The organism is Nitrospirota bacterium, from assembly GCA_030645475.1.
Taxonomy (GTDB): domain Bacteria; phylum Nitrospirota; class Nitrospiria; order Nitrospirales; family Nitrospiraceae; genus Palsa-1315.
Window position 1 is genome coordinate 1 of sequence record JAUSMA010000035.1, and the last position, 1,532, is coordinate 1,532.

The window sequence follows — 1,532 nt, forward strand, 5'->3', positions numbered from 1 at the left end:
CCCAAGTACGTCAAGGCTATCTACGAACATTTGATCGATCTCAAGCCAGACGGCACGTTCCGAATGAACATGGAGTATTTCAACTATTGCACCGGCCTGACCATGACGAGCCGAAAGTTCGACGACGTGTTTGGAGGCCCCCCTCGCAAAGCGGAGTCGAAGTTCGGGCAACGGGAAATGGATTTGGCTCGCTCGATTCAGGAAGTGACCGAAGAGGTCATGTTGCGGCTGTCGCGGACGATGCACCGGGAAGCGGGAGTGGAGTACCTCTGTTTGGCGGGTGGTGTCGCGCTAAATTGTGTAGGAAATGGGAGAGTGCTCCGAGAAGGACCGTTTAAGGGGATTTGGATTCAGCCGGCTGCCGGTGATGCAGGCGGGGCATTGGGCGCTGCATTGAGTGCGTGGCATCAGTATGAGAACAAGCCGAGGACCGCGGACAATATCCACGACAAAATGAAGGGGAGCTATCTGGGCCCTGCATTCAGCAGCGAGGACGTCGAGACAAGGCTGAAGGGCATCGGGGCTGTATATAACCGGCTTGATGAAAAGGATTTATATAATCAGGTGGCCGACGAGCTAGCCGCAGGAAAGGTCGTAGGGTGGCATCAGGGACGTATGGAGTTTGGCCCACGATCCCTCGGGGGGCGCAGCATCCTTGGCGATGCCAGGAATACGAAAATGCAGTCGGTGCTAAATCTCAAAATCAAATACCGGGAGTCGTTCAGACCCTTCGCGCCATCGGTGCTGAGGGAACGGGTGTCGGACTATTTCCAGATGAACTGCGATAGTCCTTACATGCTGCTCGTGGCTCCGGTGCTAGAGAAACGACGACTTCCATTCGATCCAGGCCAGAAGGAGCTTTGGGGCATCGAATTGCTCAATGTGCCACGCTCGGACATCCCGTCCGTTACGCACATCGACTACTCTGCCAGAATTCAGACGGTTCACGAGGAAACGAATCCCCGGTACTACAAGTTGCTCAAGGCGTTTGAACAAAAGACGGGGTATGCCACCTGTGTGAATACGTCGTTCAATGTGCGAGGCGAGCCAATCGTCTGCACGCCTGAAGACGCGTATCGCTGCTTCATGCGGACGGAGATGGATATCCTGGTCGTCGAGAATTATGTGTTGCGGAAAGAGGATCAGAAACCGCTTGAAGGGGATTCTGATTGGAAGAAAGAGTTTGAACTCGATTAGCTAGATGGGAGACGGGGCAATGGACCACGCAGCAACACGCAAAGAGCTACGTCAATTTGGATTATTGGTTGGAGCAGTGTTTGTCGTGATCGGCCTCTGGCCGCTCGTATTTCGTGGCGAGCCATTACGGGTGTGGGCGGTGGGCCCAGGCGGGCTTCTGATCCTGTTGGGCGCCATCCTTCCGCAGATCTTAGCTCCTATTCACAAAGGATGGATGTGGGTCGGACATATTCTGGGGTGGATCAATACCAGAATTCTACTTGGCATTGTGTTCTATGCCTTGGTGACGCCGATCGGATTTGTGTTCCGACTCATGGGGAAGGACACGATGAGAC

At 54.3% G+C, this 1,532-nt stretch carries 2 protein-coding genes; both read left to right on the forward strand.

What is annotated here, in order from left to right; all coding sequences use genetic code 11:
- Positions 1 to 1,197 (forward strand): carbamoyltransferase C-terminal domain-containing protein (locus Q7U76_08250; GenBank protein MDO8356362.1); only part of this gene is annotated, 1,197 nt, incomplete at its 5' end.
- A gap of 19 nt (positions 1,198 to 1,216) precedes the next feature.
- A partial coding sequence (locus tag Q7U76_08255) for an SxtJ family membrane protein (protein ID MDO8356363.1) occupies positions 1,217 to 1,532 on the forward strand: 316 nt, incomplete at its 3' end.